The organism is Cyclobacterium jeungdonense, assembly GCF_010994275.1.
In the GTDB taxonomy this organism is placed as follows: Bacteria; Bacteroidota; Bacteroidia; order Cytophagales; family Cyclobacteriaceae; genus Cyclobacterium; species Cyclobacterium jeungdonense.
This window is the reverse complement of record NZ_WMCD01000001.1, coordinates 530814-544984: the sequence shown is the minus strand read 5'-3', so window position 1 is coordinate 544984 and position 14171 is coordinate 530814. Positions and strand designations below refer to the sequence as shown.

Annotated in this window: 10 protein-coding genes; 3 read left to right on the top strand and 7 right to left on the bottom strand. The window is 44.3% G+C overall.

Going from position 1 to position 14171, the window contains the following annotated elements:
• Positions 1-16 precede the first annotated feature (16 nt).
• Positions 17-3001, bottom strand: coding sequence for a DEAD/DEAH box helicase (locus GKS34_RS02045; RefSeq protein WP_163383144.1), 2985 nt, complete (start codon positions 2999-3001; stop codon positions 17-19).
• 2205 nt (positions 3002-5206) lie between these two features.
• On the opposite strand from GKS34_RS02045, the gene tnpA reads away from it, so the two are divergent.
• Positions 5207-5647, top strand: a complete 441-nt coding sequence (gene tnpA, locus GKS34_RS02040) for an IS200/IS605 family transposase (RefSeq protein ID WP_163383143.1) — start codon at positions 5207-5209, stop codon at positions 5645-5647.
• Between the two features lie 495 nt (positions 5648-6142).
• Here the strand turns inward: tnpA and GKS34_RS02035 are convergent, their stop codons facing one another.
• From GKS34_RS02035 to GKS34_RS02010, 6 genes are all read right to left on the bottom strand, one after another.
• Positions 6143-6550: a hypothetical protein gene (locus GKS34_RS02035; RefSeq protein ID WP_163383142.1), complete on the bottom strand. Its 408-nt coding sequence runs from the start codon at positions 6548-6550 to the stop codon at positions 6143-6145.
• A gap of 1286 nt (positions 6551-7836) precedes the next feature.
• Positions 7837-8709 (bottom strand): SMP-30/gluconolactonase/LRE family protein, encoded by an 873-nt coding sequence (locus tag GKS34_RS02030; protein WP_163383141.1) that lies wholly within the window; start codon positions 8707-8709, stop codon positions 7837-7839.
• A gap of 58 nt (positions 8710-8767) precedes the next feature.
• Complete coding sequence (locus tag GKS34_RS02025) at positions 8768-9661, bottom strand: sugar phosphate isomerase/epimerase family protein (protein WP_163383140.1); 894 nt, start codon at positions 9659-9661, stop codon at positions 8768-8770.
• An 18-nt stretch (positions 9662-9679) separates the two neighbouring features.
• Entirely contained in the window at positions 9680-10471 is a 792-nt protein-coding gene (locus tag GKS34_RS02020; RefSeq protein WP_163383139.1) for an SDR family NAD(P)-dependent oxidoreductase, read from the bottom strand.
• Positions 10472-10473: 2 nt separating this feature from the next.
• Positions 10474-11499 carry a zinc-binding dehydrogenase gene (locus GKS34_RS02015; RefSeq protein ID WP_163383138.1) on the bottom strand — a complete coding sequence of 342 codons (1026 nt, stop codon included), beginning with the start codon at positions 11497-11499 and terminating at the stop codon, positions 10474-10476.
• Between the two features lie 105 nt (positions 11500-11604).
• Positions 11605-12309 (bottom strand): orotidine 5'-phosphate decarboxylase / HUMPS family protein, encoded by a 705-nt coding sequence (locus GKS34_RS02010; RefSeq protein WP_163383137.1) that lies wholly within the window; start codon positions 12307-12309, stop codon positions 11605-11607.
• 311 nt (positions 12310-12620) lie between these two features.
• Here GKS34_RS02010 and GKS34_RS02005 point away from each other — a divergent pair, with 311 nt between their 5' ends.
• Both GKS34_RS02005 and GKS34_RS02000 read left to right on the top strand, forming a co-directional pair.
• The gene (locus GKS34_RS02005) at positions 12621-12977 is read left to right on the top strand and encodes a hypothetical protein (protein WP_163383136.1); all 357 of its coding nucleotides are present in this window, start codon (positions 12621-12623) and stop codon (positions 12975-12977) included.
• Positions 12978-12985: 8 nt separating this feature from the next.
• A complete protein-coding gene (locus tag GKS34_RS02000) occupies positions 12986-14128 on the top strand; it encodes a geranylgeranyl reductase family protein (RefSeq protein ID WP_163383135.1) in 1143 nt (380 codons plus the stop codon).
• Positions 14129-14171 lie beyond the last annotated feature (43 nt).

The window sequence follows — 14171 nt, the reverse complement described above, 5'->3', positions numbered from 1 at the left end:
TCGAGATTTGGAAATCTTAGCCCTCAAACAATGTTTTTTGATAAACACCTCCTTTGATTTTATTCATTAATTCACGAATAAATTCATAATGTTTCACATAGTGATTGGGTACAACTATTCTATCGATATTTTTAGAATGCAGTAGTTGCATTTTAATCTTATCTGACCTAATTCGTTTTTTATTTTTATAATGTTCAATACCATTTATTTCAAATACCACTTTTGGCATCCTACCCTGAAAAATTACACCGTCAAATTCTTTTTTGTTTAAATCCGGATTGTTTAATTCTCCCGGAAAGACATCGATTACGTTGACATTTCTTTCAAAACGGCTGCCCTGTATGGTGCAATAATGGCTCATTGTTTTATAAAACTCGTCTTCAAATTTGGAATCATTCGAAAATCCGATGGTAAACTTGTTTGCAGCACTTTTTTGGATTTGGGTAGTACCATTTTTCTGAACATAATCAATCAGGGCGTACAAATCATCATCTTTCCTGGATAACCTATCTATTGCCCTTTTATCGGCTACCACAACCAAATTTTCCTGTGCCCTGGTAACGCCAACATTGATTAACTGGCTGTTGTTTTTTATCCAGTCGTAGGTTCTGGGAGTTGTGTTTCTGGATAGGGAAGTAGATATAATGATGGTTTTATTCTCTTGCCCCTGAATTTTGTGAATCGTACCACAACTAACGGAGGAATCAATTTCGGCATTTGCTTTTGCCTCATTCAGATAATGATTCAAAACCTCCTGCTGGTTTCGGAAGGGTGTGATGATAAACGTATCCGTTAATTTATTTTCTGCGATGTATTTTACTATTTCCTGTGCTTCTTCAATGCATGCATTTCTATCCTTTTGGTTTACATTATTCACATCTATCAGCTTCACCTCACCTTTTACTGTAATCTTAGAGAGGTTCAATCTGTTCTCATAAAACCGCATGTTAGAATAATTGATAATTTTCCTTCCACAGCGATAATGATAGCTCAGCAAAATATCTCTGGAAATATTATCTATCCTTTTATAAATGGACAGGATAGAATTATTATAGTAATCGTAGGTATTATCTACCCCAAACTGGCTCATCAGGTGTCGATTTCTGCTTTCTTCAAAAACAACAATCGGTTTTAGCTGGTTTGTGTCGCCAATCAGAACCATGTTTTTGCATTTTGAAATAGGAATCAGGCTGGTGGCTATATCGCACTGCCCTGCTTCATCCATTACCAGTAAATCAAATTTATATTTCCGACCCAGCTTACGGCTGGATATATTGGTAGTAAGTATAATGGGAAATACTTTCGTGAGCTTCTCCAGGTTCTCGTCATCGGATATCCATTTATTAAATTCCTTTACCTGTTTTTCAGATTCCTCAATATCCAGTATTTCAATCAACTGAATAAATTCCTTGCTGTTCAAACGCTTTACATACCGCAATGATTCGAAGTAGAAAAACTGCAACAGCTGTTGGTTATCTTTTATCACTTCAAATAAATTATCCAGATCGTCATTGTTGGTTTCTGGGATTTGCTTTAGTTTTTTTTCAATGGCCTGTTTTTCCTTTTCCAACAAATGATTTTTTCCTTTTGACAACAGACTGCTAACGAAGGACAGGTTTTGTGCCTGTTCAATTCTGGTTTCGTAATTTTTAATTTTCTCCAGTAATTTTCTGTTTTTCTCTTTCGACCTTTCTTTGAGGTTAACCAATAGTTTTTCCTTAGGCACATCTTTTGTTTCAAAGGCATACCTTTCTCTAATTAAATCCAGTGCCTGGGCAACAAATTTATTGTTTCCAAGCCTAAGTACAGGAAGCAGAATTTCCTTGTTCCGGTACTTGCCTATGTACAATTTATCCTTAATTCCATCAATGGGTACATTGTTGTTTGACGAAATCAACAATGTTTTACCATTGGTAAGGCAATTCACAATAATATTCAATATGGTTTGTGTTTTGCCGGTACCGGGTGGTCCTTGCACATAGGTGATGGGGTATTTCAACGCATTGTAAATGGTTTGAATCTGATCAATATTAATATTCCGGTCATACAGCGCAATATGAGGTTCTGTTCGGTTTTGTCTGTCCAACAATGATAGGTTTTGAAAGAATGCCTTTAAGGGAACCTCCATTTCCTTTTGCTCATAGGCTGCATGTATGTTATCGTAAATTCCAGCTATATCTATCTGGGCATATCCCAAAACAACTACCTCTGGCCTTGTATTTGGCATTTCGCCGGTTTTAAAATTGCCTCGCAATAATGCTAACGCTTCGGACTTATCCCTTAAGTAGATCGCTTCATAATCTTCCGGACTCAAATCGGTGTAGTAGGATAAGGAATGCTTTACATCTTTGATATAAAAGTTGGGATTGAATTGTGTTTTGCTACCTGCATGTAAGGTTTTGTTGACGGGATCTAGCTCGAGTTTGCGGTAGGCAATTACAAATTTACCTTTCGAAGGTAAATCAATTGAAAATTCACTTATCGCCAGCTCGTAGTTAAAATACTTGTTGTAATCGTTATGATAGATATCTTTTATGATCTGCTTTTGCTGTTCGTCGGATAACTGATACGGATTTTTCTTCGCCAATTCTGTTAAGTCCACCCCCGGAATTAAATGGGCTTTGTAAAGAAAGGGGTCTTTATTGGCTTTGTAACATTCCAGGTAGTAGTTTAATATACTATTATCATACCGGTCAAATTCAAAAACCTGCAAACCTTCATCCTCCTCCAGCTTTTTGATCAGCTTTTCCGACACATTGTAGTGTGAAAATTTCAGGATTTCAGCAGTCTGAATGCTGGAAATATATATTTTGGCATCTCTGATGGGGTCATCTTTTGTTACATTAAACATGTTTACCCACAGTTCACCCTTTTCATTTATATTTAGTATGCTTATCCAAAAAGGTGTAATCTCCCCGCTCCTATTTTGGTAGGTAATGTTCAGGTATCTCCCTTCCCGTATGGCTTTACCAATAAGTGTGGTGATTTTTTTGTCGATCATTTTGGGTGCTTTTATTCTTCATCTGCCCCGAAAACTAGTTCAGCAAATGTAATTTTAAAAATAGCAACAATTTCAATTTCTATCTCCTGCAACCTTTCGATCAGCGCAAACTTTCGTCTTAAAAAATGAATGCAGCTATTGGTATCTAAAAGGTACTTCATTCGGAACCAGCATCTCATGCTTTTTCAACTCGTGCTTCTTATTTCTTTGGAATCGTTGTTGTCTTCCCATGATATAAAAAGTGATTTCAAGGCCCTCTTCCCTTCTTTTATATCAAGAGTTGCTGTCAATTTTATGATCAACTTTTTCTTGGTGCGATCATCCATACCTTTCCATAGACCGAAATATTGTTCCAATGGCTTGTTATTTAAAGTGAGAGGTTTGCCATGCTTTTTGCTTCAATTTACGGAATTAATAGGTCGATGGTCAAATGTTTCAAAAATTAAATTAACAATCAAAACAAAAACCAATGTAATATCGGACGGGGATTTTATCTGTTGGCCTGATCCCATCAGCCGCCTTGGTCCCCTTGGAAACCCCGACATAAATAGAAATGCTCCGTTAGCCCAGACCATAGAATAGAATCCCAAACCATCGCCTAAATGGATCAAATGGTGAAATTTGGTTTGGAAAGGTTCAAAGATAAAAGTTTTGGCTAAAGCCCTAGTTTGGTAAAAATTCAATAATGCCTACAGCTGAAGCAGTAGGCTATTGATTATCAAAATCATGGTTTCAATTGATGATTCTTCAATAAAATGCGGCTCTATACCATTCCTCTAAATGGTTATTTCTCAATAGGAATGCTTTAAAATTGGAATAGTAAAACCTCTGGCTTTAGCCAAAATGAATACCTAAAGCAGCGGCCCACTAATCAACATCCTGTGCCAAATTATTACTCTTTAATAAGAATATGGCTTTTATCCATTCCATAGAATAAAACCCCAACCATCGCCAAAATGGATGAAATGGTGAAATCTGGATTGGTAAGGTTTAAGGAAAAAAATTTGGCTAAAGCCCTAGACGGAAAAACCAATATTGCCTATAGCTGAAGCAGTAGGTAATTGATTGTCAGAATCATGGTTTCAAGTGATGATTCTTCTATAAAATGCGGCTTTAGACTATTCCTCTAATTGGATATTCTTCAATAGGAATGCGGCTTTAGCCCATTCTTAAATATGGTATAGTAAAAACCCTGGCTTTAGCCAAAATAGAGGGAATTGTAAATTCTGGATTGGAAAGGTTTAAAGGTAAAAGATTTGGCTAAAGCCATTGATGGAGGAAAAATCCATATTGCCTACAGCTAAAGCAGTAGGCAATTGATTAAAAGAATCCTGATTTTAAATAATATTTTCTCAATAGGAATGGGGCTTTAGCCCATTCTTAAAAAGGGAATAGTAAGAACCCTGGCTTTAGCCAAAACCGATACCCCAAGCAGCAGGCAATAAATCAAAATCCGGTTCAATTTAATAAGAATATGGCTTTTATCCATTCCATAGAATAAAACCCAAACCATCGCCAAAATGGATGAAATGGTGAAATCTGGATTGGTAAGGTTTAAGGAAAAAAATTTGGCTAAAGCCCTAGACGGAAAAACCAATATTGCCTACAGCTGAAGCAGTAGGCAATTGATTGTCAGAATCATGGTTTCAAGTGATGATTCTTCTATAAAATGCGGCTTTAGACTATTCCTCTAATTGGATATTCTTCAATAGGAATGCGGCTTTAGCCCATTCTTAAATATGGTATAGTAAAAACCCTGGCTTTAGCCAAAATAGAGGGAATTGTAAATTCCGGATTGGAAAGGTTTAAAGGTAAAAGGTTTGGCTAAAGCCATTGATGGGGGAAATCCATATTGCCTACAGCTGAAGCAGTAGGCAATTGATTAAAAGAATCCTGATTTTAAATAATATTTTCTCAATAGGAATGCGGCTTTAGCCCATTCTTAAAAAGGGAATAGCAAGACCCCTGGCTTTAGCCAAAACCGTTGCCCTTAGCAGTAGACAATTGATTAAAAGAACCCGGGTTCCAAATGATAATCCCTCAATGGAAATGGGGCTTTAACCCATTTTTAAAAATGGAGAAGCAAGAACCCCGGCTTTAGCCGAAATTGATAAATTAATAGGTCGTTAGTTTAAAATACCGATTTAATTAACAGAAATTTCAAAATGATTTATTAAATCTAATATACTCTCATCCATCTTTATTATGCCATTTGTAAAGGTTTATATCCATTTTATTTGGAGTACCAAAAACAGGGTACCCTTGCTGGATTCGATTAATTTGAGAACGAACCTTTGGTCCCATATACGGGAAAATGCAGTGAAGAAAGGGATTTTTATTGATCACATAAACGGATACTCAGACCACTGTCATTGTCTGGTTTCTATGGGCATTGATCAAACCATGCAAAAATTGATGCAATTGATAAAGGGAGAGTCTTCTTTTTGGATTAATAAAAACAAACTTACCCAAGAGAAATTTGAATGGCAGGATGAATATTTTGCGGTGTCTGTTTCTGAATCGATGGTGGATAACGTCAGAGCCTACATCAGAAATCAGGAAGTCCATCACAAGCGCAAAACATTCCAGGAAGAATATGAGGAGTTAATTGTGAAATATGGTTTTGAAAGGTTTAAGGATAAATGATTTGGCTAAAGCCATTGATGGGGGGAAAATCCTATATTGCCTACAGCTGAAGCAGTAGGCAATTGATTAAAAGGACCTTGATTCCAATTGATGATTTTTCAATAGCCCCTTCCTAAAAAGCGAATAGCAAGAACTCTGGCTTTATCCAAAACCGTTGCCCTTAGCAGTAGACAATTGATTAAAAGAACCCGGGTTCCAAATGATAATCCCTCAATGGGAATGGGGCTTTAACCCATTTTTAAAAATGGAGAAGCAAGAACCCCGGCTTTAGCCAAAACCGATATCCCAAGCAGCAGGCAATTGATCAAGAGAATCCTGGTTCCAAATGATGATTTTTCAATAGGAATGCGGCTTTAGCCCATTCTTAAAAATGGTATAGTAAAAACCCTGGCTTTAGCCAAAATGAATACTTCAAGCAGCAGGCCATTAATCAAAATCCGGTGCCAACAAGGAATACGGCACTGAGGGCAACCATCCCTTTTTAAAATTCCTTAATCAACTAAAAATTATAGCAACCAAGACCGTTACCGCAATGGTTATAATCATCGCAATTGCACCTACGCCAGCCGCTTTCCAGGCAGAATAAAATTCTCCATTCGATTCCTTATGATTTTTTAGCCGTTCCCCTTGAATTCTCTGAACGATCAGGTAGATGATACCGGTATAAATTAATGGAATGAGGGCACTAGGTATGCTATCAATAATCTCTTCCGGAATCAAAAATATGCCGGCAAAAAGTACTATACTGGCTATTACTCCTATAACAAGCGATTTTTTTGCATTATCTGGTTGTTTTAAGGTCTCATAATTTTTCTTTACCAAATATCCGGCCGCAAGCGGTCCCCCTACGAAAGTTGCAATCGCTATGACTCTTACTGAGTAAAATTTTTTTGGTTCTTCCATGTACATCTTTTAAGGTTTAAATTTGGTTCGGAAGTACCCTACTTCACTTGTCAAGTACCCCTACCCACTTCTTAAGTACTCCCCCCCGCTTCCGAAGTGGGAGGGGGTACCTCAAACTGACAAGGTTGGCGTTCGGAACTCGAACGTTGCGGTTCGGAACCCGGCGTTTGAAGCTAAAATGCTCTATTTTTTGCAAAAAAACCGAAGCGTTCTGGTTAAATCACGAAATTTCTGCCATTTTGACCGGATTTTTCCGGTCCGGAACTCGACAATGGTACTTCCGAAGTGGGGGGGAGTACTTCCGAACTCGGCCTGTCAGGTTTTTACATGCACGCTTGCAGTTCGGAACCGGGTACGTGCGGCTTTTTAGTGAAAACTTGCGCCATTTTGGCGGGTCGATAGAGCTAAAACCTGCGAACTTGCGGTTTTAAACCGCATTCTTGCAGTTCGGAACCGTTCGTTTGAAGCTTGGAAGTGCAAGCTTAAAGCTAAGCACCTCCCCTTTGCGGCTTCGATGTCGTTTGTTAGGGTATTGGATGGACGTTTGGAACGGAGTTTATGGAAGGAGGGAAAAAATAAACGGGTGCAGGGTGACATCCCTCCACTGTGCCCGCTATTTGTTTGAGAGAAACCTAAGCCACTTTTTTCTTTCTACACATCCTTTCCCTTCTCCAAGGGACTGCCTGACTTTTCAAAACGCTGCCCCTGGTAATCGTAAATTACCTTGGCATGTCCTGGATTTTTCCAACAGGAGGAAAGATGTCTTCGCTCATTTTGGGAATGGCTAGCTGCTCTGATGGAGACGGTGTCCTCAAGTAGTCTTGATTGTATTTATTGTTATATAAACAGAGCACCTTCATCATTTTAACTTATATATTTCCCAGACAAAAATCAGGGTTATCCAACCATTTACGACTGGATACCCCTTATTAGTCTGTTTTTTTGCCAGGGTTTATTTCTTCGACTATTGCTGTGTCTGGTAGGGAAGTAAGCCTTCTAAGCCGAAGTTTCGTCAGCCTTTGAAAATACATCGAGCCTCCATGGAAAAGTTTTCCACCAGCTGCTTCCAAATCCTTCCAGACACACGAACAATATAGTAGTTTAATTTAAGAATGGCTTGGAATACCGTCCAAAAAATCCAGCCAACCAAATAAAAATAACCTGGGTACAGCAAAAAAATACGCCGGAACAAAACCTGCCGCTCCCCCCTTCCCGGAAAACGTCCCGGGGGAAGAACCGGCTATTCCGTCAGCATGATCCTATAGTCCACTTCCTTCCTCTTGTGATCAAAAGGCGGGTCCGTAGACCTGTGCTCCTTTTACCGGAACCTTACAGGTAAAAACACTTCCACTTTGCGGGTACCGCTGTATCTTTTCGGCGGAAAGGTTTTCGCGGGCGGTGGTGATGAGTAATTCGTCGTTGTCTGGTCCGGAAAAGGCGCAGGAGGTGACATGTGGCGCGGGAACGTCGATTTTGTCCAGTTGCAGGCTGGTCTCGGGGTCCCAGCAGTACACGCCGAATCCCCCGTAATGGGCCACCCAGAGCTTGCCGTTTTGATCCATGCACATGCCATCAGGCGTGCCCAGTTCCTCGGGTATGGTCACGGCTACCCGGTTAAAACTGATAAAGCCCTTCTCCAGATCGAAGTCAAAGGCTTGTATCTTTCGGGTGGGACTGTCGATGTAGTACAGGGTGCGCTCGTCCAGGGACCAGCAGATGCCGTTGGAGATGCTGACCAGATCGATTACTTTTTGGGGAACCCGATCCTTATCCACCAGGTACAGGGATCCTGCATTTTTGGTGAATTTGGTGCTCATGGTGCCTGCCCATAGCCTGCCTTTGCTATCACAGGCCCCGTCATTCCAGCGGTTGTCCTGCTTGTCCTGCTCCACCTCGCATAGCCAGTCAAGTTGCTCCGATTCGGGGTCAAATTTGGCCAGTTTCCGATCCAGCGACAGCAGGTATTGGCCGTTTCCGTCGGGAATGATCATGGTAAGGCGATGGGGAAAGCTCCATTTTTCGGGGGTTGTATCTCCCCTTTTCAGGCGAAACAGGGTTCCATTTTCTATATCCACCCAGAGGTACCGGCCTTCTGTTGGCTCCCAAACGGGGCTTTCAGCCAGTACACAGCGGGAATCGAAGAGTAGTGTTGCTTTCATAATACGTGCATTTTTTCCCGATTGACCGCAGGCTTGCTGTCCATCGGGAGGTAAGAAATCAGGCTTGTTCGGGCCAGTAGATGGCGAGCTTTTTCTTTAGAAAAGCCACGCTTCTTTCCAATTGATCCATGCCGTCCACGCCGTCCTCAATGCTGACCCAGCCGTCGAATCCCACGCGCTTCAGTTCGGTGAAAATGGAATCGTAATCGTTCAGTCCTTTGCCAATCTCCCCATGACTCAACCGTTCGGCATAACCCACGGCCCCACCTTCCTCTTTTTTCAGGTCTTCGATGGTACCGTATTTTAAGTAACGATCGCTGGCATGCATGGTTACCACCCGGTCCGACACCCGATGGAGCAGTTCCAGGGGATCCTCACCGGCCAGAAAGGTATTGCTGGGATCGTAGTTGACCCCAAAATGGGAATGCTGTATGCTGTCTACCAGTTGGCAGAACACGTCCATTTTCTGGGCAAATTCCGGATAGGTCCAGAAATCGTCTTTGTAATGGTTTTCCAGAATCAGCGTGATCCCCCGCTCTTCGGCATAGGGAATGCAGCTCATAATCGCTTCGGCGGCCAGTTTCACTCCTTCATCCAGGCTTAGTTCGGGTCGTTTCTGTCCTGACAATACCCGGCAATAGCTGCCGCCCAGGGCACGGGTCATGTCGATCCAGTGTTTTTGTTTGGCGATTTCCTTTTCCCGAAAAGCCGCATCCGGATGGGTAAAATCCGGGGAACAGCACATCATGGGGATTACTTTTCCGGTATCTTCCACCCGGGCCTTGAATTCGGGCCAGCGGGCGCTGTCTTCCATTTCCAGGAATCCGGCGTACCATTCCAATCCGTCTATGTCCAGGGTACTGGCGAGTTGAATCCATTCCTCCAGTTTCATGGATCCGTCTTTGCACAGGGCTTGCATGTAGGCTTTGGGAAATGCGGCTAATTTTGGCATAATGTATTTATTGAAAAATTAATGAATGGTACTTGCATCTTTGGGGGCATTGCGGCCGATCAGTGGGTACTGTTCCAGCTCCATCACCTGTCCGCTTACGGGTCCGCACTCGTCGGACAGCCAGAAGATAGCGGCGGCGGCGATTTCTTCCGGAGCAATGATTCGTCCGGCCGGGGCGTACATCTTGGGAAGGTCTTCGTACCAGGTATCCGAAAGGCCGTGTTCCTTTTTGCGTTGTTTTTCGGTTTCGGTGAGCACCCAGCCCGGATTGATCTGATTGACGCGCACGCCTTTATCACGGAAAAGGCTGTCACCCAGGTTTCGGGTCATGGTCATCAGCGCGCCTTTGGACATGCTGTAGGCCAATAGATTGGGTTCACCGCTCCATGCATTGACGGAACCGATGTTCAATACATTACCTTTGTTGGCGGATAATTCCGGCAGGGCAGCTTTGATCAGCAAAAGCGGGGCGATGGAATTGATGGCCAGCACTTTTTCCAGAAAGGCCCGGTCCACGCTTTCCAGATCGGAGGACACCACCCAGGCGGCATTGTTTACCACCGCATCCAGTTTCCCGAAGCGTTCTTTGGCCAGGGCTACCAGGCGCTGCGCACAGCCGTCCTCTTGCAGGTCTTCTATGTGCAAAGCAGCCTGCTCCACTCCTATTTTTTGCAATACCGCTTCTCCCCAATCCTTTTCCAGCCCGTGCAGCACCACCTTGGCGCCTTCGGCTGCGCAACGAAGGGCGATGGCTTTGCCGATGCCCGTGGTACTGCCGGTGACGATGATTACTTTTCCTTTTAGTCGCATGATCAGACGGGTTTGAGTACGCTTTTTACCACTTCTCCATGATGCATTTTCTCAAAGGCTTCCAGCCAGGAGGTAACGGGCCATACGCCTCCGATAATGGGTTTGACATCCAGCATGCCGGAACCCATCATGCCGATGACTTTTTCCCAGATGGGCCAGTTGTGGCTGAAACTTCCCTGAAGGCGGACGTTTTTCTGTACGATGGGATCCAGGGAAAAATTACAGGGCTGCGGACCCCAGCCTACCTTGGTAATCTGCCCGTTGGGGCGTACCAGGTTCATGGCGATTTTCAGGGTGGCGCTTGCTCCTGCGGCATCCACAATCAGGTCGGCTCCCAATCCGTCCCGGGATTTGGCCCAGTCGGTAGCATCGCCAATAATGCCTTCACAGCCGTAGCCTTTGGCAATTTCCAGCCGGCCCCTATCGGCTTCCAGACCCAGAACGGCCACCTCAGCACCGTTTAAGCGGGCCATAACGGCGCAAAGCATGCCAATGGTACCGGGACCGATGACGACCACACGGTCGCCAGGCCGGATATTGGAGTTCACTACAACTGCATTGTAGGCCACGCAACAGGGCTCGGTAAGGCAGGCTTCCTCGAAAGGAACCTGCTCCGGTACCCGGTGCAGGCAGCGGGCCGGTACTTTTACAAAGCGGGTCATGGCCCCATTTACCCCGTAGCCAAAGCCTTTTCGGGTGGGGTCCAGGTTGTACAGGCCAACGCGGCTCATGGGATTCAGGGGGTCGATCACGGCGGCGGTTTCACTCACCACCCGGTCTCCCGTCTTCCATCCTTCCACCCGCGGCCCGATCTCCAGGATCTTACCGCCAAATTCATGTCCCAGTACCACCGGGTAGTTCACCGGCCAACTGTGATCCGAGGTCCATTGGTGCAGGTCACTGCCACAAACCCCTACGTTGGCCACTTCCAATAATACTTCGTCCTCTCCTATTTCAGGTTGTTCGATTTCACGTATTTCTACAGAACCTTTGGCTTCTGCATAGTTTACTACTGCTGCTGATTTCATCTGTATAGAATGTTTTTTTAGCGGTCAGATAAAATCTCGCATGTTTCATAATCATCCCTCCGTGGGTCGCTTGCATCATGCTCGATTTCATGTACCTGTTGATTTTTATTTAGAAATACCTACATCCCCGTGCGCATGTACTGCATCACAAATTTTCTTTAGCGAAGCTTCCAGATTTCCATCTGCGGTTTTAAATGCATCCGCATCGATGGTCAGGGGCGCGCCCAGCACCACCAGCGGAGCGCCATAAGTTGGCGTGGAAATGGCCTGCTCCAGGCTCAGTCCGCCTACGGCCTGCACGGGAATGCTAACAGCGTTTACTACTTCTCTAAGCTGGTCCAGGGGGCTGGGCATGCGCTTTCCTTTTGCGGCGATCCCTCTCCTTTCATCATAGCCGATATGGTGGACGATAAAATCACAACCCAGGTCTTCCAGGAATTTCGCTCCGGCTACCATGTCCGGACAACCGAGGTTGTCGCCCATCACCTTGACGCCATGATCTTTTCCTGCCTGAACCACGCATTTGATGGTTTCTTCGTGGGCACGGGCCATGACCACCACGTGGGTAGCACCAGCTTTGGCCATCATCTCTGCTTCCAGGTAGCCCCCATCCATGGTTTTCAAATCGGCTACAATGGGTGTATCGGGAAAGGCTTCGCGTAATTTACGGACTCCATGCAGGCCTTCGGCCAGGATCAAAGGTGTTCCGGCTTCCAGCCAGTCTACGCCTGCACGCATGGCCATGGCCGCTGTTTCCAGCGCTTCTTCAATATTCGTTAAATCTAAACTGATCTGAACAATTGGTTTCATTCGTTTGGGTTATTAATAAAGATGTAATTAATTGCTTGCTTAAGCCTGAATAGAGCTTCACTAATTCAGGTAATTATTAATGGAAAACAGGTGTTTTCCGGTAAAAAAAATCAGGGAAATTCGGGAAAGCGTTGGTGCTAATCATGGAAAATGGGGAATTGTTGGTTACGATTCTGTTCGATTCCAAGTTAACTATTTATATTTAAAGCTCCTTAGGGTTTTCGCAAGTAATACGCTAATCTTTCAGGAATGGACTATTACCGTTTTGGGCGAATTCCGGTACTTCATACATTAATTAATTTTCGAGGAACATGCAGGAAAAGTGGGTTTTTGATTGGAAGGAACAAGATAAAAAGGACAACCTAAAAGAATCCTTTGATTCCCTTTTCTCCCAAAAAGCAAAAGAGCTGGGGATTTTTCTGAGTTACTATACCCGCTCCGAAGGAGCCGTTGCAGAGAATGTCCATCTTCTGGAAATGGAGGAGCTCTTATCCCCCCAAGAAGGATTGCTCTGGCTGGGGTTTCAAAAAGTGTTTTACAATGCCTGCCTAAATATCGACGAAACCGATCCGGATAAAATGCAGGTCAGGTACCTTATTAATCCCTCAAAAGGAAAACTAGTCCTAACCGGTCCGGATGTGCCCGAAAGGGAGCCGGACGAGCTCTGAATTATCACATGAACGCATACGACATCGCCGTAATCGGCACGGGACCGGCGGGTGCCATGGCGGCCTACACCGCCGCCTCCGCAAACAAACGCGTCCTCCTGATCGAAAAAGAACAGCTCCCTCGCTACAAAACCTGCGGAGGAGGCCTGGTATTCCGGGGAAAAAGCCGGTTACCCTTTTCGATCGAAGCCACGGTAGAAACGGAATGCCTGGAAATCGAAGTCTATTTTGAAGGTTCCAAGCGGTATTTTTCCACGCGTAGAGAGAAACCGATTATCAGCATGGTGATGCGTGATTCCTTCGACTCCCTGTTGATAAGGAAAGCCCGGGAAAAAGGAGCGGAATTGATGGAGCAGTGTACGCTACAAGGATTGACGCAGGAAGAAAAAGGGGTTTTGCTCCAGACTTCATTAGGGGAAGTCCGTGCCGGGTATGTGATTGCTGCTGATGGGGCGCTTAGTCCAACCGCGAAGTTGGCGGGCTGGGAAGAAAGCAGAAAGCTTATTCCAGCGCTGGAATACGAAGTAACCGTTAATCCGGAGGATTTTGAGCGGCTGTCGCAGAAAACGCGCTTTGACGTGGATGCCGTACCTTATGGCTATGCCTGGTGCTTTCCCAAAAGGAACCATTTGTCCCTGGGAGTCTGTAGCCTCAAAAAGCAAAAAATAAATTTAAAAGAATATTACCAGGCGTATCTGAAAAAACTACAAATCAAAGAGGTGCTTTCCGCTTCTGCCCATGGTTTCCAGATTCCCATTGCCCCCAGAACAACTGGGTTTTCCAAGGGTAGGGTTTTCCTGGCTGGCGATGCGGCCGGATTTGCCGATCCGCTGACGGCCGAAGGAATTTCCAACGCCCTGTATTCCGGGGAGTTGGCGGCAAAAGCCCTTATAGAAAACGGGAAATCAAGCATTGCTGCCGGCCATGCCTATCAGGCTTTGCTGGAGGAAAAACTGCTTCCTGAGTTAAAGACCTCCGCTTTAATGGCCTGGATATTTTATGCCCAGCCCTCCATGCGAAATATGCTTATTCAGAAATACGGGCAGCGAGGCTGCGAACTATTGACGGACCTTTTTATGGGAAAAAAAGCCTTTCCGGATAATTTAAAGCAGAAGTTAAGAGAAAAAATTCCGATGTTGAGGTTTAGTTGACTGAACTAATTCCCCCTTTTAAGGGGGCGAGGGGGATTTGATT

Excerpts from the sequence above, each read along its gene's own strand:
- GKS34_RS02020 (WP_163383139.1), bottom strand. The coding sequence starts at position 10,471 with ATGCGACTAAAAGGAAAAGTAATCATCGTCACCGGCAGTACCACGGGC.
- GKS34_RS02025 (WP_163383140.1), bottom strand. The coding sequence starts at position 9,661 with ATGCCAAAATTAGCCGCATTTCCCAAAGCCTACATGCAAGCCCTGTGC.
- GKS34_RS02030 (WP_163383141.1), bottom strand. The coding sequence starts at position 8,709 with ATGAAAGCAACACTACTCTTCGATTCCCGCTGTGTACTGGCTGAAAGC.
- GKS34_RS02010 (WP_163383137.1), bottom strand. The coding sequence starts at position 12,309 with ATGAAACCAATTGTTCAGATCAGTTTAGATTTAACGAATATTGAAGAA.
- tnpA (WP_163383143.1), top strand. The coding sequence starts at position 5,207 with ATGCCATTTGTAAAGGTTTATATCCATTTTATTTGGAGTACCAAAAAC.
- GKS34_RS02035 (WP_163383142.1), bottom strand. The coding sequence starts at position 6,550 with ATGGAAGAACCAAAAAAATTTTACTCAGTAAGAGTCATAGCGATTGCA.
- GKS34_RS02015 (WP_163383138.1), bottom strand. The coding sequence starts at position 11,499 with ATGAAATCAGCAGCAGTAGTAAACTATGCAGAAGCCAAAGGTTCTGTA.
- GKS34_RS02005 (WP_163383136.1), top strand. The coding sequence starts at position 12,621 with ATGCAGGAAAAGTGGGTTTTTGATTGGAAGGAACAAGATAAAAAGGAC.
- GKS34_RS02000 (WP_163383135.1), top strand. The coding sequence starts at position 12,986 with ATGAACGCATACGACATCGCCGTAATCGGCACGGGACCGGCGGGTGCC.
- GKS34_RS02045 (WP_163383144.1), bottom strand. The coding sequence starts at position 3,001 with ATGATCGACAAAAAAATCACCACACTTATTGGTAAAGCCATACGGGAA.